Source organism: Hymenobacter pini, assembly GCF_020421205.1.
Classification (GTDB): Bacteria; Bacteroidota; Bacteroidia; order Cytophagales; family Hymenobacteraceae; genus Hymenobacter; species Hymenobacter pini.
The window spans coordinates 778,471-802,552 of record NZ_JAIZZH010000003.1 but is presented as its reverse complement, the minus strand read 5'-3'; the positions used below and the strand labels follow the sequence as shown (position 1 = coordinate 802,552).

At 59.4% G+C, this 24,082-nt stretch carries 16 protein-coding genes; 2 read left to right on the top strand and 14 right to left on the bottom strand.

Annotated elements, in window-relative coordinates; genetic code table 11:
• Window positions 1–141 precede the first annotated feature (141 nt).
• Window positions 142–2,988: a TonB-dependent receptor gene (locus tag LF252_RS14770; protein ID WP_226270342.1), complete on the bottom strand. Its 2,847-nt coding sequence runs from the start codon at window positions 2,986–2,988 to the stop codon at window positions 142–144.
• A 148-nt stretch (window positions 2,989–3,136) separates the two neighbouring features.
• Here LF252_RS14770 and LF252_RS14765 point away from each other — a divergent pair, with 148 nt between their 5' ends.
• Together LF252_RS14765 and LF252_RS14760 are read left to right on the top strand one after the other, a co-directional pair.
• Complete coding sequence (locus LF252_RS14765) at window positions 3,137–4,033, top strand: YicC/YloC family endoribonuclease (RefSeq protein WP_226270341.1); 897 nt, start codon at window positions 3,137–3,139, stop codon at window positions 4,031–4,033.
• Between the two features lie 335 nt (window positions 4,034–4,368).
• Window positions 4,369–4,914 (top strand): hypothetical protein, encoded by a 546-nt coding sequence (locus tag LF252_RS14760; RefSeq protein WP_226270340.1) that lies wholly within the window; start codon window positions 4,369–4,371, stop codon window positions 4,912–4,914.
• Between the two features lie 84 nt (window positions 4,915–4,998).
• Here the strand turns inward: LF252_RS14760 and LF252_RS14755 are convergent, their stop codons facing one another.
• The 13 genes from LF252_RS14755 to LF252_RS14695 form a co-directional block, all read right to left on the bottom strand.
• Window positions 4,999–6,366, bottom strand: coding sequence for a M28 family metallopeptidase (locus LF252_RS14755; protein WP_226270339.1), 1,368 nt, complete (start codon window positions 6,364–6,366; stop codon window positions 4,999–5,001).
• Window positions 6,363–6,770: a VanZ family protein gene (locus LF252_RS14750; RefSeq protein ID WP_226270338.1), complete on the bottom strand. Its 408-nt coding sequence runs from the start codon at window positions 6,768–6,770 to the stop codon at window positions 6,363–6,365. Before LF252_RS14750 ends, LF252_RS14755 begins: the two co-directional genes overlap by 4 nt.
• 22 nt (window positions 6,771–6,792) lie before the next feature.
• The gene (gcvH, locus tag LF252_RS14745) at window positions 6,793–7,173 is read right to left on the bottom strand and encodes a glycine cleavage system protein GcvH (protein WP_226270337.1); all 381 of its coding nucleotides are present in this window, start codon (window positions 7,171–7,173) and stop codon (window positions 6,793–6,795) included.
• Window positions 7,174–7,288: 115 nt separating this feature from the next.
• Complete coding sequence (locus LF252_RS14740; RefSeq protein ID WP_226270336.1) at window positions 7,289–7,861, bottom strand: hypothetical protein; 573 nt, start codon at window positions 7,859–7,861, stop codon at window positions 7,289–7,291.
• A gap of 118 nt (window positions 7,862–7,979) precedes the next feature.
• Window positions 7,980–15,464, bottom strand: a complete 7,485-nt coding sequence (gene sov / locus LF252_RS14735) for a T9SS outer membrane translocon Sov/SprA (protein ID WP_226270335.1) — start codon at window positions 15,462–15,464, stop codon at window positions 7,980–7,982.
• Between the two features lie 152 nt (window positions 15,465–15,616).
• The gene (gene ruvA, locus LF252_RS14730) at window positions 15,617–16,222 is read right to left on the bottom strand and encodes a Holliday junction branch migration protein RuvA (protein ID WP_226270334.1); all 606 of its coding nucleotides are present in this window, start codon (window positions 16,220–16,222) and stop codon (window positions 15,617–15,619) included.
• A 235-nt stretch (window positions 16,223–16,457) separates the two neighbouring features.
• Entirely contained in the window at window positions 16,458–18,734 is a 2,277-nt protein-coding gene (locus LF252_RS14725; RefSeq protein ID WP_226270333.1) for an NADP-dependent malic enzyme, read from the bottom strand.
• 167 nt (window positions 18,735–18,901) lie between these two features.
• Complete coding sequence (locus tag LF252_RS14720; protein WP_226270332.1) at window positions 18,902–19,270, bottom strand: hypothetical protein; 369 nt, start codon at window positions 19,268–19,270, stop codon at window positions 18,902–18,904.
• 9 nt (window positions 19,271–19,279) lie between these two features.
• Window positions 19,280–19,516 carry a hypothetical protein gene (locus LF252_RS14715; protein ID WP_226270331.1) on the bottom strand — a complete coding sequence of 79 codons (237 nt, stop codon included), beginning with the start codon at window positions 19,514–19,516 and terminating at the stop codon, window positions 19,280–19,282.
• Between the two features lie 173 nt (window positions 19,517–19,689).
• Complete coding sequence (locus tag LF252_RS14710) at window positions 19,690–21,642, bottom strand: lytic transglycosylase domain-containing protein (RefSeq protein WP_226270330.1); 1,953 nt, start codon at window positions 21,640–21,642, stop codon at window positions 19,690–19,692.
• A 197-nt stretch (window positions 21,643–21,839) separates the two neighbouring features.
• The gene (gene gatA / locus LF252_RS14705) at window positions 21,840–23,279 is read right to left on the bottom strand and encodes an Asp-tRNA(Asn)/Glu-tRNA(Gln) amidotransferase subunit GatA (protein ID WP_226270329.1); all 1,440 of its coding nucleotides are present in this window, start codon (window positions 23,277–23,279) and stop codon (window positions 21,840–21,842) included.
• A 13-nt stretch (window positions 23,280–23,292) separates the two neighbouring features.
• Window positions 23,293–23,664 (bottom strand): Sec-independent protein translocase subunit TatA/TatB, encoded by a 372-nt coding sequence (locus tag LF252_RS23065; RefSeq protein ID WP_317197858.1) that lies wholly within the window; start codon window positions 23,662–23,664, stop codon window positions 23,293–23,295.
• Window positions 23,665–23,676: 12 nt separating this feature from the next.
• Window positions 23,677–23,901 carry a twin-arginine translocase TatA/TatE family subunit gene (locus LF252_RS14695; RefSeq protein ID WP_226270328.1) on the bottom strand — a complete coding sequence of 75 codons (225 nt, stop codon included), beginning with the start codon at window positions 23,899–23,901 and terminating at the stop codon, window positions 23,677–23,679.
• Window positions 23,902–24,082: the final 181 nt, after the last annotated feature.

Here is a 24,082-nt window from a genome sequence, read left to right as displayed (position 1 = left end):
GCATTATTGCCGGTTGCGGGTTACCATTCCGAGTACCCAGCGTTAAGAATGTGTTACCCCCCCAACGGCCCGGCAGGTGCCAAAAACAATGCAGCCCGGCTAGTGGGCCGGGCTGCGGGTAAGCGGTAAAGCAAGAGTTGGTTACAGGCGGTAGGTGAGGCCCAGCGTAGAGTAAGTGCCCCGCTTGTAGCGGGCAAAGGCCGCGCCGTTTTCCATGCCATTAATGCGGCCGTTCCGGTCGAAGTCGTAGTACTGGCGTACCTCCTGGTTCAGCAGGTTCTGAATGCCGGCACGCAGCTCCAGGTGCTTGCCAATGCCCTTGGTTACGGCCAGGTCAATTACGTTGCGGGGCAGCTCAATTACCGAGGGGTTGCGGTCCTTGTCGCCCACGAAGGCGATGCGCGGGCCAATTACGTTGTACTGCGCCGATACCTGCCAGTGACGCTCATCATCCTGGTAAAACACGCCCAAGTTCACCACGTACGGCGACTGGCCTTGCAGCGGGCGGTTGGTGAGGGCAAAGTTGCGGTTGTTCTCGAGGGTAGTATCCAGCTGCACGCGGCTCTTAATGAGCGAGGCATTCATCACAAACGACAGGTGCTGCAGGAACCGGTTCTCGGTCATGTTCATCAGCGACTTGCGGGCCTCCACTTCCACGCCCAGGTCGTAGGCGCGGGTAGCGTTCTGGTAGGTCATGGTCAGGTCGCCGGTGGCCGAGCGGGTCGTCTGCTCCACGGCATCCTTAAAGCGCTTGCCAAACACACCCACCGACAGCATCTCGGAGCGGGTAGGGTAGAACTCGTAGCGCAGGTCGGCGTTGTAGATGGATGCCGTGCGCAGGTTGTTGCTACCTACGATGAAAAAGTTGTTGGTGAAATCGTAGTAAGTGTACCCGGCAATTTCGCGGAACTCCGGCCGGTTCACCGATTTGCTCACCCCGCCGCGCAGCAAGTGGCGCTCCGAGAGGTTGTAGGTGGCATTCAGCGAAGGCAGCACGAACGTACGCTTCTCCGAGTAGTTATCGGCGGCGCCGTCGCCGGGCAGCAGTTGCTTGTGGTTGTACTCCACGCGCACCCCGCCGGTCACGTTCAATTGCTCGGTCAGGGGCAGTACGCCGCTCACAAAGCCGGCTACCAGGCGGTTTTTACCGGTGTAGCGGTCCTGGGGCAGGGTGCCTTCGCGCAGTACTAGGCCGGTTTTGGGGTCCAGGTTCTGGGGGCTGAAGATGGTTTCCAGCGGCTGCTGCCCAATGCTCTGGTCGAAGAAGCGGTAGTTACCGTAGAAGTAGTTGAAGTAGCGGCTGTCGTACTTACGTTCCTTTTCCTCGGCGTAGAAACCGGCCCGCACCTTGTATTGGTTGGCGCTGGTGGTGTCGCGGCCGGCAAAGCGGCGCTCCAGCTGGCCACTGGCCATGTACGTATTCTCGTTCAGCTTGGAATAGAACCGGGCGCTGGTAGTGGGTACAATGTTAATCACCACCTGGTAGGGCTCGGGGTTCGCATCGCCGGGGCGCTTAGCGTCGTAGGGCCGGATCTGCTGGTTCTGGCGGTAGTCGGGCTCGTTGCGGTTTACGTAGTTATAGCCGGCCGCCCAGGTCAGCGTCATGTTGCGGGTGGCCCCCAGGTCGTGGTTGCCGCCCAGCTGCCCCGAGTAAATGCTGCGGCTCTGGTAGTGCAGGGCGTAGTCGTTGTGCTCGCCTTCGTCGAAGTTGTTGCCCCGGCGGTTCACCACTTCATCGGTACCATACTGGTTGAAGAAGTTGCGCAGCTCCACCGTATTCCGGTCGTTGATACGGGCCTGGTAGTTATGGATGATACCCAGGCGCACGGCCGACAGGCTGCGGGTATCCGTGTAATCGTAGGCCTTGCCCGGCAGCTGGTCGGGCATGTTGGGGTTGTAGGCCGTGAAGCGCTGGCGCTGCCAGGTAGTTTGCTCCTGCGTGCTCGAGTAGGAAATCGACGTTACGTTGCTCAGGTACACCTTCCCGATTTCAAACTTGCGGTTCAAACCCAGCGAGAAGCGGGCATCGGGGCGCGAAGTCACGCGGCTCGGTACAAACTCGTTGCGCAGCTGGCTGCGGGCCGAGGAAATCTGGTCTGAGGAGGTAGTAGTGGCCGCCGTGCCGTTCAGGCCGCTGAGCACGTTAGGCAGGCTACGCTGGCCATCATCAAAGCCCAGCCAGTCGGTGCTGCTGTGGTTAGACTGCAGAAAGCCGCCCTGGAAGGTGTTGGTAGAGCGGGCCCAGCCCGACACGGTGAGGCTGGTGGAGTTTTCCAGCACCGAGTTTTTGGTGTACACTTTCACCACGCCGCCGCCAAATTCGCCCGGCAGTTCCGGCGAGCCGGATTTGAAGATCAGTACCCGGTCAATCACCGAGCTGGGCAGAATATCAAAGGAGAAGGAGCGGGTATCTACCTCGGCCGAGGGCGTGAGGGCGTCGTTCAGCAGTACCGTGTTGTAGCGCTCGGCCAAGCCCCGAATTACAATGAAGTTGTTGCTCTGCACCGTTACGCCCGGAATGCGCTTTACCACCTCGGCTGCGTCACGGTCCAGGGTTTTCACAATCTGGTCGTTGCTCATCCCGCTCACCACTACTTCCGACTTCTTCAAGTCCTGAATCATGGCTACCTCGGTGCCGGTCTGCTTCTGACCGGTCACCACTACTTCTTTCAGGGCCTGGGCATTTTCTTCCAGTGCCCCGTTGAGCGTAGTAGCTTGGCCGGCCTGAATGCTGATGCCCGTAAACGTGAGCGGCTTGTAGCCAATCGATTGAATAGTGATGCCGTAGGTGCCGGGCGTCAGTTTAAGTGTGTAGCTACCGTCCAGCTCTACCGGCGCGGCCTGGGTGGTGCCGGTTACCAAAACCGTGGCGCCAATGGCTCCTTCACCGGTTTTTTTATCGGTTACTTTTCCGGTCAGCGTGCCCTGTTGCGCCAAGAGCAAGTGGCTGATCGTCAGGAAAAACAATAAGAGGAAAGAACGCCGCATACGAGCTTCGTAAAAAGGTTTCACAAAGCTAGACTGGCCCTGTTATGCTAATATTGCGGCCACGTTATGCTTGTGTTACCGCCCAGCTAAGCCGTTCACTGTCTGCGTGAAACCTGTACTTTTGCGCCCACTTTGCCCAAATCTGCCCATGCTCCAGTCCATGACCGGCTACGGTATCGCCACCCGCGAAACCGACCACTACGCCGCCACCGTCGAGATTAAGTCCCTCAACTCTAAAACCCTCGACCTCAGCCTGCGCCTGCCGCGCTTCCTACTGGACCGCGAGCTGGAAATCCGCAACCTAGTTACCAAAAGCCTGATTCGGGGTAAGGTGAACCTGAACCTTGACTTCACGCGCCCGCGTGCTACGGGTGCGCAGGGTTCTATGGTCAATCAGGCCGCCGTAACTACCGCCTGCCAAGAGTTGCTGCAGGTAAGCTTGGCCACCGGCCTGAGCCTGGAGCAGGTAACGGCCGTAGCCCACGCTCTGCCCGGTGCCCTGCGCATCCCCTCCGATGCCACCGCCGCCACCGAGGAAGAGGAGGAAACGCCCTGGGAAGAGCTGCTGCCGCTGCTGCAGCAAGCCCTAGACCGCGTCAACCAGTTCCGCCGCGACGAGGGCCAGGCCCTGACCACCGAAATCCTGGGTTACGTCGACCGTATCCGCATTTTGCTGGCCGAGGTGGAGAAGCACGACCCCACCCGCATTGAACAGGTCCGGCAGCGCCTGGAAAGCCACTTGGCCGACATATCAGGCAACGAGCACTTCAACCCTGTCCGCTTTGAGCAGGAGGTATTGTACTACATTGAGAAGCTGGATATTGCCGAGGAAAAGGTGCGGTTGGTCAACCATTTGCACTACTTCACCGAAACGGCCGGTTTGCCCGAACCCACCGGAAAGAAATTAGCGTTTATTTCGCAGGAAATTGGTCGGGAAATCAACACTATCGGGTCAAAAGCCAACGATTCCACCATTCAGCACTTGGTGGTGAGCATGAAAGAGGAACTCGAAAAAATCAAGGAACAAATCAATAACATTCTCTGAGTACTAACCTCTGAGCCTGAGCTTCGTAATAACTGTAAATTGAACTTTGAGCGTACAGAAACTGATAGACCATTCCTAACATGGTATTGTGTTTTTCCTGGTTTGGTATTTTCTAAGTCAAAACTGGATTTAATCGCAAAATGCTTGTTTTTTAGTGTTTTAAGCGGTTTTTAGCGTTGGTTTCAAGTTGCTATATACCCAGTTCTGAATTATTTTTTTGTAAAATACTTGCAGCTCTCATTTTTGTGCGTAAATTGTGTTATCCAAACAGAGTAGCCTCTCTTTCTTCGGATAAAAATCAGCCTTTGAATCACACCTTTTTTCAGTCTAGCATTATGAAAAAAGTCTTACTCTCTGCCCCCCTGTTTTGCCTGATGCTGTTGCTGATGGCTGCCCGTCCCTTCGCTGAAGTGGAACTGGTGAAAAAGCGCGTGCTGAGCGAGCGTGTTGAAATCCTGATTCCGAAGGGTTTTGAGGTGATGAGCGAGCAGCAAATGGACTTTAACTATGCTAAAGCCCAGAGCCGCCCCAGTGTTATCTACACCAACAACAAGGAAGCCAGCATTGCTTTCTCGTATACCGACAATACGGCCGATCAGGACATGATCGACATGTACTCGGATAACTTCTACAAGATCTACGCCAAGCAGTTCAAAGAAGCGAAGTGGTTTAATCACGGCGTGAAAGATGTAAACGGCCGCAAGGTTGGCTACATGGAGCTGATGAAGCCGGAACTGGGCCACGAAGTATATCAGTTGATTTTCTTCACTGATGTGGAAGGCAAGTTGCTGATGTGCACTTTCACCTGTGCCGACCGCCAGAAGCCGGAGTGGGAAAACGTCGCCAAGCAGATCATGGGCTCGTTCAAAGCCAACAGCTAATACAAGCCTACAAGTAAAGTACAAGGCCGATTCTCCATCCGAGGGTCGGCCTTTCTTTTTTTAAGCTTGCCAGCAAAAGAACTATTACCGAGCAGCGGCGCCTTGCAGATTCAGAAAGTCGCGGAGGAGGAAGAAAAGCTTTGGGAAGGCAGTGAGGGGCAACGACTCGGGGCGGTCATGCACATCGTGGTAAGCGGTGGGGCCGCCACGCGTGTACAGGAAAAAGGCAGGAACGCCCCGCTCCGAAAAGTAGTAATGGTCAGAGTTGGCGGCGCGGCCCCGGGCTGCTAAGGAAGGCAGATACTGATGCGCAGCATTCAACTGCTGTAGCTGCTGAAACTGCTTTTCAAATACGCGTCCGTTCACCACGGTTGCACCTTCGGAGCCAGTGCCCAGCAAATCAAGGTTGAGCAGAAAGCGGATGCGCGGCAGTGGTACCAATGGGTGCTCGGTGAAATACTTTGAGCCAACCAAACCGGCTTCTTCCGCCCCGAAACCAACGAATACAAGCGAATAAGCCGGGCGGTTTTCGGGACGGGCGTAGTAGGCGGCTAGCTCCAGCAGCGTAGCTGTACCGCTGGCATTATCATTGGCACCGGGGAAGTAGGTGCGGCGGCCCATGGTGCCCAGGTGGTCGTAATGGGCAGTTACTACCAGGAAGGAGTCGGGCTGCACGCGGCCGGGCAGATAGCCCACAATATTCTGAGTCTGGTACTGGCGTTGCAGCACGGCCTCCACCCGTGCAGTCACCAACGCTACTGTGGGGCCGCTGGAGGGTACATAGTTCCATACGGAATCCAGCACTTCCAGCCGCATTTGGGATACTTGCTCCGCCGCCAACGACGCCGTAAGCTTCGGTACCAGCGTCAGGCGCAGGGCTGCCGAATCCAGGTGCTGGCGAACGGGCAGCGGTAGAGTAGAGAGCCGGCGCTCATCGGTGGCGCGTAGTACAAAGCCGCCATTGTGCCAGGGGCGCCGGAGTAGCTGCTGCTGAACAGAGGCGTTGGTAAAGGCAAGGGTATCAAACTGCCAGACAGGCACGGCTGAGAAAGGCCCGCCAACCTTACCGCCACCGGATTCTGGCGCGGCAATAAAATCCTGACCGGGGCGCAACCGGCGCGAGCTGCTGAGGCCGGGGAAACGAAGGGCGCCGAAGCTCAGCTCCAGCTGCAAACGGCCCGGGAAAGTGTTTACATCCAGCGCGAATGGCTGCGTATAATTGGGGGCAAGGGGCTGCAGGCCCAGCTCCTGGAACCGTTGGCGCAGGTAGGCTGCGGCTTTTTGGTCGCCGCCGCGCACGTAGCCCCGGCCTTGGTAGGCAGGTGAGGCAAGGGTAGCAATTGTCTGGCGCACCCGGGGCATATCCTGCCCGTAAGCCGGTGCCAACCACGCACAGGCGGCTGCCAGCAACAGGCCGCGGCTCGGCGGGAGGAAGGTGTGCGGCTGACTCATTGCCAAAACCGGCGAGTAAGCCACATGAGCAGCAATCCTACTACTGCGCCCAGCGAGTCGCTGAGTAAATCGGACCATTCGCCGTGGCGGCCCAGGTTCATCCGCATCTGCAGCACTTCAATGAATGCGCCCATGAATACAGTGCTCAGCAGCACCGCCGTAAAGGCGTGCTGCCGGAGCCACGAAAACCAGCGCTGCCGCCGCGCCGAAAAAACAGCCAGCACTGCCTGCACCCAGAACACAAACGCGTGGGCGGCCGTGTCGAAGGACAGCAGCTCCCAGTGCGGGGTATCCGGCATGGATTTGGCCGGGGTGAGCGTGCTAACCAACACAAACGCCGCCCACGCCAGCGGCAGGACCACAAGGGCCCGGCGACGGGGCGGGGGCGGCGCAGTAACAAACAAGGCCGGGGAGGTTGGCCGTAGACTAGGCGCCTACCAGCTCACCATAAGTTTCAGCCGACAGCAGGGCCTCAAGTTGGGTGGGGTTGCTGATGGACATTTTGATCATCCAGCCGTCGCCATAGGGGTCGGAGTTCACCAGCTCAGGGCTGCCGTCGAGCTTGTCGTTGATTTCCAAAACGGTGCCGGTGATGGGGCTGAACAGGTCGGAAACGGTTTTTACGGCCTCTACGGTACCAAACACCTCGTTCTGAGCTACCTCTTTGTCGAGGGTGTCGATGTCCACGTACACAATGTCGCCGAGTTCCTTCTGGGCATGGTCGGTGATGCCGATGAAGGCAACGTCGCCTTCCACGCGGATCCATTCGTGCTCTTTCGTGTACTTCAGGCTGGCGGGCAGATTCATGGGGTGCGGTACTTGATGGGTGTAAGTGAGGAAGCGGAAGCCAAAGGCTTACGGGCCAAAAGTACGAGTTGCGAGGCAGTTTCCGAGCGGCGGCCTGGTAAGATTTGGTGCATGCTTACCGGGGCGGCAGCATCTGGGGCTTCACGCTGCGTACTACCCAAAAGCCCCAGGCGCCCTGTTCCAACTCCAGCGCTAGGTAGCGGGCTACCACCGTGCGCCCGGCCTGCTCGGGTAGCGCAATGTGGGTGGGGCGGCCATCCAGCAGTACCTCCGCATAAGCATCCTGTGCACCCGGAACGGAGGTGCGCTGCACCGGTAGCAACAGCAAGCGGGTAGGGCCCGATGCCAGCAATTGGTTGGAAGCCAGCAGCAGCACAGCGGCCAGTAAGCCAAACGCCACAACAGAGTACAGATACAACAGCACCGTAGTTACCAACGTGTCTTTGCCGGTGGGAGGGGCCGCCTGCTTGCGGCGGCGCTGGACGGCGAAAAACCACAGTAGCCCGCCCGTCACCGCACCGGCCGTGCCCAGCACAACGCCCCAGAGCAGCCCCGCCGAAACCACCGTACGGGCCGACAGATGCAACAACGCAAATCCCCACACAATACCCAGCAGTAGCAGTATGGCACCCAGCACCACGGGGCGGCTGGCAGAAGAAGGAGCGGGCGAAACCGCGGAAACAGGCATAGCGACAATAAGCGAATAAGATGAAATCCGGTCCTAATTACGGACTTGTGACTGGTTGCACAAAAGCCCACCCTTACCGGAAGGGTGGGCTTTTGCCGAATCGGGGAGCCGCTGTCCGTTACTGGGAGAGGCTATAGCGGAGCTGGATACCGCCTTCCGTGGCCGTGTTGCGGAACGCATTCTGTACCCGGGGCTCCGTGATGTTCTGGGTGAAGAAGAACTGCAGGTTCAGGCGCTGATTCAGGGTGTAGTCGACGGTGGGGCGCAGCTGCACCTGGCGGGTGCCGCTGGTTACCTGGCTGGAGGCCCGGCCCTTGCTGCCGGTGACGGAGCCGGTGGGGTCAACCACATCCAGAATAGTACGCTGCACGGCGTAATTGTCGCTGATGCTCAAATCGAGGCGGGCGGTGAGGTCGTTGCGCAGGATGCGCTGCTCCCCGCCTACCCGGAACGGCAGCTTAAGGCGGTTGGTGGTGAAGCCCACCCGAATTACAATATCGGAGCGGCGCAGCTCGGTTACCTGGGCCACGGGCGTGTTCAGGCCAATGGTGCGGTCGATGCGGTACTCAAGGCCGCCCGACAGCTTACCGGTGGTCTGGAAGTTTACGCCCAGCAGCGGCGACAGGCGCTCGGCAATGCTCACCTGCCCCAGAATGAAGTACGGAATAAACAGGCCGTTTTGGTTGATGATAGATGAGAATTCATCCTTCTTTGGCTCTCGGACGTAGTTGGCCGAGGTGGTGTAACCGGCAATGTTGTATTGCGAGGTATACACGTGGCTGAGGGTGAACGAGCGGAAATACTGCTGAATGAACGGCAGCTCAGACAGCCCATTGTACTGGATATTCCAGTTGGGTACGGGCAGCACCGAGAAGGGCCGGAAACCCTTGGCTTTGTAATTACTGGACGACTTGCCCCGGTACGCATCCAGGAAAGCCGGAATCAGTACATCCTGGGAGTTGTAGCCGTAGCGGCCCTGCGTAACCGGGCCAGGAATGGCGTACCCTCCGCGCGCTTCCTGCAGGCGCTGCTGCACAAATACCCGGTTATCAATGAACCGGTCGAAAGCTCTGGAGATTTCCCCGCCCCGGCTCAGGTCACCAAACAGGGTCTGGATAGAGATAAAGGAGGTGCTGAACGTACCGGAACCAAGCGAATTGCTGGGCAACGGTATAGCACCAGCAGGGGCCAAGAGAGTAATTGTATCGATGGGGTTGCGGTAGAATACCTCCCGATTGCGCACCAGGTTGCGACGGGCATCCAGCTGCACAATAAAGTCGCGGAAGGGCTCCAGGGTGGTGCGCAGGGTGAGGGCCTCGGTGAGCAGGGAGCTGAGCGGGGTGTTCAGGTACTGGCTTTCGGTGGTGTACCAGTTCCGCGAATAAGCCCGGTTAAACAGAGCGTCCAAGTCGTACTGCTTGCCCAGCAGGAACGGTACGCCGGGTGCATCGAAGCCATTGTCCATCCCGAAGAAGCGGGTGCGGGGCAGGTAGCCGGGCAGCAGCGTGCCGTTGGAGCGGGCGTAGGTGAAGTTGAGGGAGCGGGCCGTCATCAACGAGCGAAGAATACCCTTCAACAGCCGCAGCTCCGGGCCTTTGCTGGAGTCGGCCGCGGCGGTGGCGGGAGCCTGACCGGGCTTGGTGCCGGCCGCGTCCTTCACGCGGGGCTGGGGGGGCGGGGCGTTGTTGATGATGTTGAGGAAGCGCACCTTGTTGTAGAGCTTCACTAGGTCAATCTTGCCGTTGGCGCTCAGCTCCCCGTTGTTCTGAATGGTGTTGCCCAGCTTCAGCTCCCGGGTCTGGGTGCTGTCGGGGAACTGCGGGTATACCGGGGCCGTGAGGGCCGTGGAAGCGGCCTGCCAGGTGTAGTTGGCCGCGTAGCGCACGTCCGAGGATATCCAGTCGGTAAGCGGGAATTTATCCAACGGCAGGCGGTAGGTGAGGGCTACCGTCTGGTTAAAGTTGGTGGTGCGGCCCCCGTTGCGGAACAGGTTGCGGCGGAGCTGGTCCCGGTTGCGCTGGGCCTCATCGGAGTCGCCGATGCTGCGGCCCACGCCCTCATCCACCACGGCGCGGTTGTTGGCCGTGTAGTCCAGGGCCAGGGCTTTGGTCAGGTCCCAGCGCAGGTCGTAGATGCGGTTGAAGAAGAACGATTTCTGGAATACGCCCGGAATGCCGTCCGTCACGGGCACCTGGCCGGGCTCCAGGGTGCGCTGCAGGAACCGCTCGTTGTAGCGGCGGTCCAGGTCGGCGCGGAAGGAGAAGCGCGAGGGCAGGGGCGTGAAGTTGATTTCCTTGAACATAGCCAGATACGGCGAGTCGAAGGCTTTCACCTGGGCCAGCGGGGTGTAGTTTTTGGGCGTGGCCTGATACACGTAGGCCAGGGCCCCGGTGTAGGTGCGAGTGTAGTCCCGGTCGGTGCGGATATCGGTGTGCAGGCGCTCGGTGAGCGAGTAGCTCACGGCAAAGTTCTCGATATCGTAGGGGCGGGGCTTTTTCTCGGGGTTGGTGCGCTCCTTGCGTACGTTCAGCAGCGAAATGCTCCGTTGGCTGGTCTGGTCTACCACCTCCTTGCGGTAGGCGGCTTTCTCCTCATTCGACTTAAACTTCTGTAGCGACTGGTCGAGCTTGGTGTCGGGGTCCAGCGGGTCGTACTTGGGGGCGCGGGTTTCCACGCCGGCCTGCAGCAGCACCGGGATACGGAGGCCCAGCTTCTCGGGCAGGAATTTCTCGGCCGCCACGGTGGCATTCACGTCGCCGCGGCTGATGTTGTCGGTGGAGCGTTGCTGGGCCCGGTCCTGCAGGCCGCCAAAGCCGGTGCTAATGAAGCTGCCCGTAGCTGTAATGTTGGCCACATCGGCCAGCTTGGCATTGAAGCGGGCCGTAGCCGCCCAGCCACTTTCGGTATCGAAGTCGAGTACCCGCAGCTCATCGGCCCACAGCGTCACGGATTTGTTTTGACCGTCATCCTTGGGGTTGAGTACGCCAATCATAGCGCCCTGCACGGCCGAAAGGTCGGGGTTGCCCACCACGGTAATCGTCGAGCCATCAGCCAGCGTTACCACGAAGGGCTTGGTATAATCGATGCTGGAAGCAGCCTGCTTGTTCCGGGCCGATTTGGCGTCAATAAAGGCCTGCAAAGGCAGGTCGATGCGGTTTTCTACCGGCCACACGTTGTCTACGGTGTACACCACGCCGCTACGGGGCTGCTCGGTGAGCTTCAGCGGCTTGCTGTATTCGTAGTAGTTCTGAATGTAGTCGGTGCCCAGGCGCACAAAGCCTCGTAGCTGCCCATCACGCACGTTCCGGTCTTGCGACTCAGCGTGCAGGAACATTTTTAGCCGCTTATAGCGCAGCATGTTCAGGTTCAGGTTTTTGTAGGCGGCCTTGGCAAAGCCGTCGCGTAGGCCATCTACTACCAAGCGCAGGCTTTGCTCGTTCTGCTGACGGTTCACGGTGCTGGAGCCGTACTCCCGGTCGCGGCGGATGTTGGGAGGCAGCACGTACGGAATGGCATTGCCCTTGTTGGAGGTGCCGTTTTCCTCAATGCTGACGGTGGAAATACTGAAGCCGTCGGCGTCGGTATCGGGGTTTACGATAGTCTGTCCCGGTTCGGCAATCTTGTTGAGGTAGCGGCGCCACTGGTTGGCCACAAACTGGGGCTGCACCATGCGCAGCACCACCGGCTGCTGCCAGCGGGTGAGGTACATGCGCAGGAACCGGATGGATTTGAAGCCGAATTCTTGGTTGCCGTTGCCCTGAATACCGGTGTACTGGCGAATTGGCACCCGGAACTGGTACCACGTTACGGGCTCGTTGTTGGTATCGGTATTATTGGCAATAACCTTATCTACGATGTAGTTCTGCCCGATTTCCAGCTGGCCGGGGCGCAGCTGCAGGCGGTATTCGTAGTAGCGCTCCGTGTCGTTGAGCACGTTGTCCCGGTTCAGGTCCTCTTTGTCGGGGAAGGCCGTGGAGCTGAGCTGGCTGCCCTCGGGCGAGTTGCCCTGCAGGCCGTTGTAGTCCTTGTAGCGGGCCAGAATTTTGGCGTCCTGCTGGTCGTAACTGGGGTCTAGGTGGTGGCGGAAGTTGTCGGCTGCCGGGTCGGGCGCGGTCTGGTATACCGGGCTGATGTTGGCCAGCTGCTGCTCCTCACCATCATTGAAACCATCCAGACCCACGTCCTGCCGGGCCCGGGCACCGGGGGCAGCGCTGAAAGCATCCGTCAGAAACTGCTGGCGGGTGGCGCGACCCCACAGCGTTTCCACGGTTTCAGTAGCCAAGTTGGCGTCGTCAGCGGGCAGGCCGTTTTCAAATTCGTACCGGTTTTCGTCCTTCAGCACATCCTCCGACACCGAGCCTAGGTTGATGTACAGGTCGCCGCCGGTGTTGTTGTTGGAGTTGTGGCCGTCGGAGTCCACCACCCGGCCGTTGTCACCGGTCAGGAAGGGGTCCATCATCCAGAACTCCAGAAACTCCACGTTGGCGTTGTCGAAGTCGGTATCGAAGGTGATTTCCCGCGCAATACCCGCGTGGCGGGCCAGCATATCGGTCTGGGAGTTGCTGGCGAAGAAGGTAGGCCGGGCGGCGTCCACCCGGGGCGTGTAGTTGTACTGCCCGCGCTGGTCGGGGAAGTACGCCAGGTCCAGGGTCGTTTCGAACGAGTTGCCGGTGGTGCCCACGTCCCGGTTCGGGAATACCTCCGTGCGCTTTATACCCCGGATGTAGTGGTTTTTCAGGTCGCCCACGCCAATGTTGCGGGGCTTGCTCTGGCCATTGGTGTAGTAGCTCTGGTCGATGGTGTACCAGGCCAGCTTGGCGCGGTTGTAGGCCACTTCCAGACCCTGGGCTGAGCCCAGCAGCGGAGCCGGGGTGGAGCCCAAACGCCAAACAGTAGCCGAGTTGATACCGCCCAGCGTGTAAGGCGTGCGGGCGTTTTCGAAGTCATCGAGGTACGATACGCCGTTTTCGCCGCCACTGTCGCCGGAACCCAGCTTACTCTGGCTGGGCAACAGCTGCGCAAACTCGCCGCTGAATGACACCGTGGAAATTTCCTTGGTGCTCACGAAGGGCAGCGCATCCAGGTACTTGGTCAGGGCCCGGGACTCGCGGCGCACGTTCACGTCGAAGCCGTAGATGGTGTTGTTGCCGGGCTCGTCGCCGATGTTTACGCGGTTGATGCCGGGGGCCTGGTTTTCACGCAGGTGCAGCACCGTCGCGCCAAAGTTCATATCCGGCGACACGCGGTAGTCAAAGCGGGCCCCCAGCAGCTTGCGGGGCTGCACCTGCACCAAGGCATTTTTCTCAAACTCCACCCGCAGCTCGTTGGCCGAGTTCAGGTAAGCCGGGTTGAGGATTTTCACCTTCGCCTGGTCGTAAAACACTTGGTAGTCGGTGCCTTCCTGCAGCAGGGTGCTGCCCGCAAATACCCGCACCGAGCCCTCGGCCACGCCAATACCCGGCAGGTTAATCTCATCGGTAGAAGTAGCCTGGTACCGCCCGCGCAGGAAGAACTTGTCCTTTTCCTGGCGCTGCTGGGCGTCGCTCTGCACCTGGTTGTACAGCTCCCGGTACACGTATTTGCGCGCCAGGTCCTGCTCCTGCGGCGAGGCCAGCGTATCAAACTGCGCCGCCAGGTAGGAGCCGAAGGGCTGAACCTCCGGGAAAATGATGCGGCCAAACTCGGTATCCACCGTCACGCCGGGGAAAAAGTCGAAGTTGCCGTCGGGGTTTCGGTCGTTGTTGGGGTTTACGTTGTCGAGGTTGAGCACCTCAATCAGCGGCCGGTTGGCAATGCGCTGACCCTCTTTCAGGGAAATCAAATCCACGCCCGTTACGTCATCCTTGTAGATGAGCTGGAGCTGGAAATTGTCCCGGTTGAGTTGGTTGGCATTCAGGGAATAGATGTTTTTCATCATCAAATCCCAGGTCGGCAGGTTGCGCGTGAGCAGGTTGGTATTCTGCGGGTTCTGCGCGGGGTCGGCCAAATTCACACCGGGGTTAGTGGCCTTCAGCATCTTCAGGAAGATAACCTCGTCTTGGCCCACGGTGGCGTAATCCGTCTGAATTTCCCCGACGGTGTACGTCTTGTTGTTGTAGATGTACTGGTACGATACGCCCAGCACCTGCTCGGGCAGCAGCTGCGTATTCAGCGAGATGTAGCCGAGCTGTGCGTTGTAGGTGTACTCGCGCGGGTCGAGCTTGCGGGCCCGCACGTGCTCGAAATCCACGTTTTTCTGCAGGCCCAGGCTGTTTAGGGCGCCATCAACTGTCTGGTTGCCCCGGAACCCGAAGGCGCCACGAATCTGGCTGAGCAGGGTGTTGGCTGTGTTGTCGGCCAGGGCGTTGGGGCCGTTGGCTTTGCCGAATTGCTGCCGGTACAGGCGGCGGGGCTCGGCCACGTCCATCAAAGTGATGACGTTGCGTAGGTTGTCGCTCTGGCGGTTGTCGTTGGTGACCCACACTTCCAGGTGGGTAATTTCTACCCCGCTCTGAATGGTAGGCAGGTTGCGCAGCGCGGCGTCGTACCGGTCCCGGAAGGTCTGGTTCAGGAAGAAGTGCCGGTCCCGCTCGTACTGGCTGGCCTTGATTTCAAACTGCCGGGCCTGGCCCCCGTTCTGAATGCGCACGGCATCGGCCTGGCCGCGCAGGGTGCTGGCAATGGCCGTTACGCCCAACCGCCCAAATTGCAGCTGGGTTTTTACCCCAAACAGGTTCTGCCCGCCCTGAATCAGGGAATTGTTCAGCGGCAACGACACGTTGCCCAACTCCACTTTGCGGATGATGTCGGTATCGAAGCCCGTGTAATCGAGCTTCATATTGTTCTCGAAATCGAAGGCCGCCCGGGTGTCGTAGTTGAAGGTTAGTTTCAGCTTTTCGCCAATCTGCCCGGCCAGGTTCAGGTTCAGGTTTTGGTCGTACTGGAAGTCGCCTACCCGCTGCTGCCGCAGCGTGAGGGTGGGGTTTTCGTTGCGGTTGCCCCGGTAGCCCATGCGCAGCGTCACGGCGCCCTGGGGCCGGATGTCCACGTAGCTGCCCCCAAAAATCCGGTCGGCCATGGGCCCTAGGTAGATTTTGGGAATGAGGCGGCGGTTTTCGGGCTGGTTGGGGTTGCCGGCCACGCCGCCGTTGGCGCGCTGCCGGAAGTAGTTGCGCACGGCCTGCTGCTGCTGCCAGCGCGAGTACTCCTCAAACGTCATGCGGCTGGGGTCCCGGAAATCCACGTCCGCGCCCACCCGTTCCCGGATGTCGAAGTTCTGCAGGCTGTCGTCGGGCTGCACGTCCAGCTGCACGTTGGAGGGCAGGGGCAGCACCAGCGGGGAGCGGCGGCGCTGCGGCGAAAACGGCGTGCCCACCCGGTCTTCGGGCGCTACCCGTGGGCGGGTGCTGGGCCGGTAGCGGGTAGTATCGGTGCGGGGCGTATCGGGCTGAAAACTCAACGCCGGGCGCGGCCCCCGCGCAGAACCGGGCAGCCAATCGGACCAGAGCTGCCGCATGGCAAACGGCGCCGCCGGCCCGCCCAACGGCCGGGCCTGAGACCACCACGCTACCAACGACACAGCGGCCACCACCGAGGCGGCCAGGGACTTCTTACCGGTATTCAAGCGTCAATAAGCCAAGAGGTTATTAGCTGTTAGCTGCTGGCTAATAGCTGGTAGCTTTTGTCTGAAGAAGGTGGAGTAACCAGCATAATAGGCCCACGGGCCCGCTACACTTGCTAAAAAGCTATCAGCCAACAGCTGATAGCCAACCGCTCCTAGTGCGACTTAAGAGCGAATTTAATTAATTCCTCCACGCTCAGGTCGTTGCCGTGCTTGTGCTGAATTTGGTCGAGGGTTTTCTCGGCCGCCGCCCGCGCAAAGCCCAGCGTTACCAGGGCTGCTAACGCTTCGGTGCGGCTGGTATTGTGTGCCCGGGCCAGCGGCACGGTATCAATACCGGCTTTGGCCAGTAGTTCATCTTTGCGGAGCTTGTCTTTCAACTCCAGCACTACCCGCTGGGCAGTTTTGGGTCCCACGCCTTTAATGGCCTGAATGGAGCGCACGTCCTCGTTCACAATGGCCTGACGAATTTCGCCTACCGACATCGACGATACCATCACAATGCCCGTACCCGGCCCAATGCCCGATACCGAAATCAGCTGCAGAAACAGGGCTTTCTCGTTGGGGTCCAGGAAGCCGTAGAGCGTCTGCCCATCTTCCTTCACGTGCTGGTACGTGTACAGCTTGGCCTTCTCGCCCTCGGCGGGTAGCTTGGAGTAGGTGGCCAGCGAAATCCGGATTTCGTAACCAAGGCCGTTTACATCCAGAATGGCTTGGGTAGGGTCTTTATAAGCGAGTTTACCGTCGACGTAGGCAATCATGCGGGGTGGTCAGGTTGAGGGATATCAGAACCAGCAAAACAGCATCAGGCGTAAAATTGTGCCAATGATTTTAGTGGTTCTAATAAAATTAGTGTAGAGCGTGGGTGGCTGCGTCTGGCAAGTTGCGCCGAATTCGGTCGGAATCAAAGTATTGCCACTTCATGGCCGGTTATAACAACGCCAGAGCCACCCGCAGGCAACTCTGGCGTTGATACTTTTCGAGCAGCGGGCTTGCTTACAACCCTTTACCGTCGGGCTGCTGGGCGTCTACTACGGCAATGGCAGCCATGTTCACGATTTCGCGCACCGACGCGCCCAACTGCAGAATGTGCACCGGCTTGCGCATCCCCATCAGGATAGGCCCGATTACCTCCGCGCCGCCAATTTCCTGGATGACTTTGTAGGCAATGTTGCCGCTAATCACGTTCGGGAAGATGAGGGTGTTGGCCCCGCCGTGGGCGGCCAGCTCCGAGAAGGGATACTGCTCGCGTAGCAAATCGGGGTTGAGGGCAGTGTTGGCCTGCATTTCTCCGTCCAGAATCAGCTCGGGGAAGCGGGCTTTGGCCAGCTCGGTGGCGCGGCGCGCCTTGTCGGGCAGCTCGCCGGGGTTGGAGCCGAAGTTGGAGTAGCTGATAACGGCCACCTTGGGTTCGGCATCGAAGAACTTTACCGCCCGGGCCGTGAGGCCAATAATTTCCACCATTTCCTCGGCCGTGGGGTCGATATTCACGGTGGTATCGGCGAAGAAGAACGGGCCCTTCTTGTGCTGGATGATGTACATAGAAGCCACCCGCTTCACGCCCTCGGCCACGCCAATGGCCTGCAAAGAGGGCACAATGCTCTTGCCGTAGTCTTTGCTGAGGCCGGTGATGAAGGCATCCGCCTCGCCGGTTTCCAGCATCATTGAGCCAAAGTAGTTCCGCTCGCGCAGCAAGCGGCGGCCTTCGTAGAGCGTAATGCCCCGGCGCTGGCGCTTCTCGTACAGCTTCTGGGCGTACTCCTCGCGCTTGGCCTCCTCGTGCAGAATGTCGATAATCCGGCAGCCCTCCAGGTCCATGGAGTTTTCCTGGGCAATGCGGGCAATTTTGGCCCGGTTACCGAGCAGGATGGGCTGGGCAATGCCCTCATCGTGCAGAATCTGGGCGGCCTTGAGGATTTTGTAGGTGTCGCCCTCGGCAAATACCACGCGCTTGGGGTTGCTGCGGGCAGCCTGCGTGATGCGGTTCATCAACTTCTGGTTTACGCCCAGACGGGCGCGCAGCTCATCCTCGTAGGCAAACCAATCGTCGATGTGGATGCGGGCCACGCCGCTTTCCATGGCGGCTTTGGCCACAGCGGGGCTCACAGCCGTAATCAGGCGTGGGTCCAACGGCTTCGGAATCAGGTAAGTGCGGCCGAAGCTCAGGGTGTTGTCGCCGTAGGCTTTGTTCACCATATCCGGCACGGCTTCCTTAGCCAACTCCGAGAGGGCCCGCACGGCGGCCAGCTTCATGGCCTCGTTGATTTCGGTAGCTCGCACATCCAGCGCCCCCCGGAAAATGTAGGGGAAGCCCAGCACGTTGTTCACCTGGTTGGGGTGGTCGGAGCGGCCGGTGGCCATAATAATATCGGGCCGGGTAGCCATGGCCACCTCGTAAGCAATTTCCGGGTCGGGGTTGGCCAGGGCAAACACGATGGGGTCGTGGGCCATTTTGAGCAGCAGCTCGGCGGGCAGCACGTTGGCCGCCGAGAGGCCCAGGAACACGTCGGCGCCTTCCAGCGCTTCGGCCATCGTGCTGATGGGGCGGGTGGTGGCGAAGTGCATCTGCAGCTCGGCCAGGTCGGTGCGCTGGGGCGTGATGATGCCGTCCTTGTCGAACACCACCACGTTTTCCACCTTCAGGCCCAGGGCCAGGTACAACCGCAGGCAACTGATGGCTGCGGCACCCGCGCCGCTCACTACCATCTTAATTTCTTCAATCTTCTTGCCCACCAGCTCCAGACCGTTGAGCAGCGCCGCCGACGAAATGATGGCCGTGCCGTGCTGGTCGTCGTGCATCAAGGGAATGTTCATCTGCTCGCGCAGGGCCGTTTCGATGCGGAAGCACTCCGGGGCCTTGATATCTTCCAGGTTGATACCGCCGAACGTGGGCTCCAGGCTTTTCACGATGCGGATGAACTCGTCGGGGTCGGTGGCGTCAATTTCAATATCGAAGCAGTCGATGCCGGCGAATTTCTTGAACAGTACGCCCTTACCTTCCATTACGGGCTTGGAGGCGTCGGGGCCGATGTTGCCCAGGCCCAGCACGGCGGTGCCGTTGCTGATAACGCCCACCAGGTTGCCCTTGGCGGTGTATTTATACACGTCTTCCTGGTTGGCAGCAATAGCCTTGCAGGGTTCGGCTACGCCCGGCGAGTAGGCCAGAGCCAGGTCCAGCTGGGTGCTGACGGGTTTGGTGGGTACCACTTCAATTTTGCCGGCGGGGCTTTGCGAGTGGTAATTGAGGGCGTCCTGTTTATTGATTTTCAGCATACGCAAAGGGGTGGGCTTCCCGGAACAAAGAGCAAGGAAGCAAGATGGGGCAAAATCTGCCCGCTACAAAGGTACGCCCCCCCGCCCGGATAGAAAAAAGCCCCGCACCGGAAGCCGGTACGGGGCTGATATAGTAGCAACTACTACCGCTGAGGTCTGAAACGGCACTATTGCAGCGGGATTTCCCGGAACGTACCGTAGCACTTCACGTCGCACAAGCGGCGCGGGTCGAGGGAAGAGCCAATGGTCAGGAATTGAAATGGGTCCCGCACCTGCCGGATAGTGAACGTGTACGAGCCGCTCAGCAGCTTGCGGCCGGCATTGTATTCCGAGATGGTAAAGCTGCCTTCCATCACCGACGTGTTACCGGAATACTTATTCAGAAACACCCCGGTGCCGGGATACGGCCGCTCGTAGGTAACCTGCATTTCACCCTGGCCCGGGTCCGGCTGCGACGACAACGTGTAGGTGCCAACCAAACCGGACTTTTGGCGGCTCTGGGGTAGCATAAACTCCAGGCGGTCTTCTATTACCAAGGCATTCTGCTAAAACTCCTTCTCGAAGGTCAGGCTCAGCCGGCTGGTTTCCAGCTTGCCTTTAGGATCCTTAGCCAGAAACGTCTGGCCCTTGCTGTCATTTGGATAGGTATAGAGGAAGTTGACGTTAGCTTCCTGCACTGGAGCGGACTCGGCGGGCGCAGGCTGCTGGTCGTCGTCTTTCTGACAGCTGACCAAGGTCAGTAAGCTAAAGCTGGAGAAGATAAGTAGCGGTTTGCGCATCATAGCAGTACGGATGGATGAAGAACTGAACAGTTCGGCCGAAACAAACGCTATGCCAGCTCAGCTCGTAAAAGTTCAATTATAGAGTCGTTAGGTTTCTGTGGTGCAGTAATGCGCTATAAGTCAATGATAAAAAAATACCCGGCCTGAGCCGGGTACTATATTCAGCAAGGAAACTAGCTGCGCACAATCAACTTCTGGCCCGGTTTCACGTCATCGGACTGCAGGTGGTTTAGCTCCCGTAACTTCTCTACCGTAAGGCCCTGGTAGCGGCGGGAAATATTGTAGAGCGTGTCCCCGGGCTGTACCAAATGCACCTCAGGCAGCGGCTGGTTGGTTTTGGGAGTTGCGGGTGCCGGGCGGGCAGCCGGGCGTTGCGTAGCCACTTCACGGGTGGCGGCTACCAATTCAGCAGTTGGGGTGGGGGCTACCAGCATGAGCTTTTGCCCCGGCTGTACGGTTTCGCCTTTCAGGTTATTCCACGCCTTGAGTTGGGCAATGGTCAGATTGTGGGTACGGGCCACTTTTTCCAGAAAATCACCGGAGCGTACCACGTAGTAAGTCGGAACGGTATCATCCACCTCGGCGGGTGAGGGAGCTGCCTCGACTGGCAGAGTCCGACGAGCAGCCGGCCGGGCTGCCACGGACCGGGCCGCGCGGGCCGCAACAGGTACTTCTACAATATCCTCGGCTTTCTTCGGTTCGGGAGCCGACGCCGCTTTCGGAGGACGGACGGCAACCGGTTTAGTGGCCGCCACAGCAACCATAGTCGCAGAAGCGGCCTGGATTGCTGGTGCTGCCTGGGGCACGAATACCACTAATTGCTTACGTGAAGTTAGCGAGTTTCCACGGCCCAACTCGTTCCAGCGCCGCAATTGGGCTGTACTTACCGCGTACTGCTCGGCTACCGAGGCTACGGTTTCGCCGCGCTTCACAGTGTGGCGCACGCGCCGGTATTTGGGCTGGGCAGCAGCCGGACGGGTAGCGGCCACGGCATTATCCTGGGTTGGGAAAGGCTCTACCCCCGTAAGCAACACGGAGCGCAATGGCAGCGGAGTAGGCAGCTCGGCCAACGGGCGGCAGTAGTCAAATAGGGTTTCCCGGTCAACGGCCGCCAAGGTGATGCGAGTGGAGGCCGGGAACTGCACGGTGTAGGGCCGGTAGCCGGCCGGTAGGTAAGGCTTGCGCAACTCCGGGTTCAGGCGCAGCAGTGCCATCGAATCGGGGTAGCCGCAGGCGCGGGCCAGGCGGGTCAGGTCGAAGGGGCGGCCGCCGAGCTGCAGCGTGTCCATAGCCTCGGCATGCTGGTAGCGCAGGGCGGGAGAGTGCAGCTGGTGCTCGTTGGCGTACTTCATGGCGTACATGATGGCCGTGAAGGTGGGCACGTAGTTGCGGGTTTCGACCGGCAGGTTGGGGTGCACTTCCCAGTAGGTTTTCTTGCCGGTACGGCGCACTACCTTCTGCATGTTGCCCGCCCCCCAGTTGTAGGCCGCCAGCACCATTTCCCAGTCGTGAAATACCCCGTACAGGTAGCGCAGGTGCTTGCAGGCGGCTTCCGTGGCTTTCTCGGGGTCCATACGCTCATCCACCCACTCGTCGCGGCGCAGGCGCAGGTCGTTGGCGGTAGGGCCCATAAACTGCCACAAGCCGGTGGCGCCCACCCGGGATTTAGCCGTCGGAATCAATGCCGACTCCACCACGGCCAGGTATTTCAGATCAGTAGGCAGGTTGTACTTGGCCAGGTATTTCTCGAACAGCGGGAAATACAGGTTTTCGCGCTCCAGTACCCGCTGCGTGTAGCCCCGTTGCCGCTCCGTAAACAGCCGCACAAAGGCCATTACGTGGTTATTGAAGGCGTGGGGCATCTCCGTTTCAATACAGGCAATTCGGTCGCCCACTAGGTCGCGCAGCTCGGGCGGAGTACGGAGCCACCGCAGGCGGGCCGAATCGACGGGTACCGGAACTGCCACCAGCGAGTCGGGCAGCAGCTCCAGGTGTACCTGCAGCGTGTCGTTGAGGGCGGGCTGAGGAGCGGGCGGTAGCTGGGGCCGTACCTGGGCCGCTACCGGGCGGGCCAGGGCCGAGGCCAACAGAACGGGAACAGCAGCGCGCAGCAACGACTTCTTCATCAGCAATAGATAACCCGGGGCAACGTAGCCGGAGACACAAAACGCTGAACCTGAGCTCAGCACATTTTCAAAAATAACGCAGATTCGCAAAAAAGCCAGCCCGGCGTTCAGCAAACTGCCTGGCAGGCCCTACGCACAACTCAGCAGAATCGTTCGGCAGGGCCCGCCAGGCAGGCTGTTACGCGCGCAGTTCCGGCCTAAGCTTCGGCGGGCGCGAGGGTTTCAGTGAGGGAGTTGGCAAAGGCCAGCAGGTGCTCCTCGCGGAAGGCCCCGCTCAGAATTTGTAGCCCAATGGGCAGACCCTGGGCATCCGTACCATTCGGCACCGAAATAGCCGGTACGCCGGCTAGTGAGGCCTGCACCGTGAAAATATCGGCCAGATACATTGCCAGCGTGTCCTTGTTCACGTCGCCAATGCGGAAGGCCGTGGTAGGCGTGGTAGGCAGCACTAGGAAGTCGTACTCACGCAGCAGCTCGTCGGTAGTTTCCTTGATAAGGCGGCGCACCTTCTGAGCCTTAGTATAGTAGGCGTCGTAGTAGCTGGCACTCAGTACGAAGGTGCCCAGCATAATGCGGCGCTGCACCTCGGGGCCGAAGCCCTGGGCGCGGGTTTTCTTGTACAACGACTCCAGGTCCGTAGCATCCGGCGCGCGGTAGCCAAACTTCACGCCGTCGTAGCGGCTCAGGTTGGAGCTGGCTTCGGCCGTGGTCAGGATGTAGTACGTGGGTACGATGTAGTCGAGGTAGGGAAACTCCACCGCTTCTACCACGTGTCCTTGACCGCGCAGCTGCTCCAATGCTTGCTCAGTAGCCGTTTTGATTTCGGGGTTGAGACCCGGGCGCTCCAGACAATCCTTGATGTACCCAACGCGGTAGTGGGGGGCCGGCGTGAGCTGATGGCTATACGCCGGTACCTCGCGCTGGCTCACGGTGCTGTCGAACTGGTCGGCCCCGGCCATTACTTCCAATAGTAAAGCCGCATCCTCCACCGAACGGGTCAGCGTACCAATCTGGTCGAAGGAAGAAGCGTAGGCAATCAGCCCGTAGCGCGAGATGCGCGAGTACGTGGGCTTGAAACCCACAATCCCGCAAAACGCCGCCGGCTGCCGTACTGAGCCACCCGTATCGGAGCCGATTGACGCCAAGCACATATCTGCCTGCACCGCCACGGCCGAGCCGCCCGAAGAGCCACCAGGCACCCGCTCGGGGTCAATTTCGTTGCGGGAGGGCCCAAAGTAAGATGTTTCGTTGGACGCCCCCATGGCAAACTCGTCGCAGTTCTGGCGGCCAATTACAATGGCATCCTCCTCCAGCAGGCGTTGCACGGCCGTACCCGTAAATAGGGATTTAAAGCCATCTAGAATATGGCTGCTGCTCTGCAGGGCGTGGCCTTCGTAGGCCAGCACGTCCTTCAGGCCCAGCACCATTCCGGCCAGCTTACCAGCCGTACCAGCCGCCAGTTTGGCGTCCACGGCGTCGGCCTGGGCCAGAGCCTCCTCGGCCCATACTTCCAGAAAGGCGTTGAGGTGTTCTTTGCGCCGGATGTTATCCAGATAATACTCCACGAGCTGACGGCAGGACGTGGTGCCTGCCGTCAGCTCGTGGCGAACTTCCGTGAGGGAGTTAAAGCGTCTCAAGACGAAATATGATTTAGTTCAACTGATCGGGGCGGGGATGGGCTTCCGGAGTTGGAGTTACCGGAGGAGTAATGCCACCATCCATGGGCGGAGCAATGGGAGCTGCAGCGGGAGAATCGGCTACGGGAGCCTGGTAAGCGGGCTGCTGCTGATAAGGCTGTTGCTGAAATTGCTGCTGGTACGGCTGTTGTGGCGGCGCACCGGCATTCTCAATTTCGCTGCGGATTTCGCGGGAGGCGTCCTTAAACTCGCGGATGCCTTTACCGAGGCCCCGAGCCAGCTCAGGAATTTTGTTCGCCCCGAAGAAAATCAGGATGAACAGCACGATAACCATCAGCTCACCGCCGCCGATGCCCTCCAGAAAAAGGAAAAAAGGTGTGTGCATGGCAATCAAAGGTTATACGCGGGGAGCGTTGGGGTCATTGGGGTTCGTAGGACGGTCCCGGTACTCTGGTTTTTCGTCACGGGAAGCATCCTTAAACTCGCGGATGCCCTGGCCCATGCCCCGGAACAACTCCGGAATACGCTTGGCGCCAAACAGCAGAATGACAGCCAGAACAATCAGCAGCACTTCGGTGCCGCCGAAATTGCCGATACCAAGCAGAAGAGTGGCAAGGTTCATAGAATACGGGCCATGGGGCCGGTTGGTAAGAAGTGAAAGCTCCTTATACGGGGCGCACCACCGCTAAGGATTGATAAAGGTACCGCATAATTTCAAAATCAGTTCCCGTGCCGGCCGCGGCTACGCGGTACCACTGGCTGCTGCATCGGCTAAAATGGTCGTGACTCGAACCAGAAAACCT

What these genes read in the sequence shown, in the direction of transcription:
- LF252_RS14770 (WP_226270342.1), bottom strand. Translation starts at nt 2,988, where the DNA reads ATGCGGCGTTCTTTCCTCTTATTGTTTTTCCTGACGATCAGCCACTTG.
- LF252_RS14765 (WP_226270341.1), top strand. Translation starts at nt 3,137, where the DNA reads ATGCTCCAGTCCATGACCGGCTACGGTATCGCCACCCGCGAAACCGAC.
- LF252_RS14760 (WP_226270340.1), top strand. Translation starts at nt 4,369, where the DNA reads ATGAAAAAAGTCTTACTCTCTGCCCCCCTGTTTTGCCTGATGCTGTTG.
- LF252_RS14755 (WP_226270339.1), bottom strand. Translation starts at nt 6,366, where the DNA reads ATGAGTCAGCCGCACACCTTCCTCCCGCCGAGCCGCGGCCTGTTGCTG.
- gcvH (WP_226270337.1), bottom strand. Translation starts at nt 7,173, where the DNA reads ATGAATCTGCCCGCCAGCCTGAAGTACACGAAAGAGCACGAATGGATC.
- LF252_RS14740 (WP_226270336.1), bottom strand. Translation starts at nt 7,861, where the DNA reads ATGCCTGTTTCCGCGGTTTCGCCCGCTCCTTCTTCTGCCAGCCGCCCC.
- ruvA (WP_226270334.1), bottom strand. Translation starts at nt 16,222, where the DNA reads ATGATTGCCTACGTCGACGGTAAACTCGCTTATAAAGACCCTACCCAA.
- LF252_RS14725 (WP_226270333.1), bottom strand. Translation starts at nt 18,734, where the DNA reads ATGCTGAAAATCAATAAACAGGACGCCCTCAATTACCACTCGCAAAGC.
- LF252_RS14715 (WP_226270331.1), bottom strand. Translation starts at nt 19,516, where the DNA reads ATGATGCGCAAACCGCTACTTATCTTCTCCAGCTTTAGCTTACTGACC.
- LF252_RS14710 (WP_226270330.1), bottom strand. Translation starts at nt 21,642, where the DNA reads ATGAAGAAGTCGTTGCTGCGCGCTGCTGTTCCCGTTCTGTTGGCCTCG.
- LF252_RS23065 (WP_317197858.1), bottom strand. Translation starts at nt 23,664, where the DNA reads ATGCACACACCTTTTTTCCTTTTTCTGGAGGGCATCGGCGGCGGTGAG.
- LF252_RS14695 (WP_226270328.1), bottom strand. Translation starts at nt 23,901, where the DNA reads ATGAACCTTGCCACTCTTCTGCTTGGTATCGGCAATTTCGGCGGCACC.